The 414-nt window shown below is 66.2% G+C and carries 1 protein-coding gene; it reads left to right on the plus strand.

What is annotated here, in order from left to right:
* Nucleotides 1–414 (plus strand): asparagine synthase-related protein (locus GWK61_RS55385; protein WP_228564617.1); only part of this gene is annotated, 414 nt, incomplete at both ends.

Below are 414 nucleotides of genomic sequence, written 5' to 3' on the forward strand. Positions count from 1 at the left end.
TCCAACGTCTCCGTAGTTCGCCACATTCTCGCGGCCTCCGGCCTGGGCAACATCGAACTCCACATCACCGCAGCAAGGGAAACCCCGACCAGCGAACCCGACTGGCATCCCGAAGGCCCCAACCTCGCCGCGCTTCCCTCGGTCAAACGAAGCCTGCTGGAGAAAGCCGCCGACCACGGCGCTACCGTGGCTATAGGGGGAAGCGGAGCAGATGAGCTGCTGGGCACGGTGCGCTACATGTTCGGGGCCTTCACCACCGCGGGTGACTGGCGGGCCCTTCGTTCCTACTGGTCGGACACCATCGGGGAAGACCGCCAGGCGATCCCCGGCGAAGGTTTGGCGCTGGCGACCCGGCTGCTCCCTCGTGCCTGGCGTTCGCACCTGTACTTCGCAACCGAGTGGCCGGAACTGTCC

The organism is Catenulispora rubra (genome assembly GCF_015356825.1).
GTDB classification, from domain to species: Bacteria; Actinomycetota; Actinomycetes; order Streptomycetales; family Catenulisporaceae; genus Catenulispora; species Catenulispora rubra.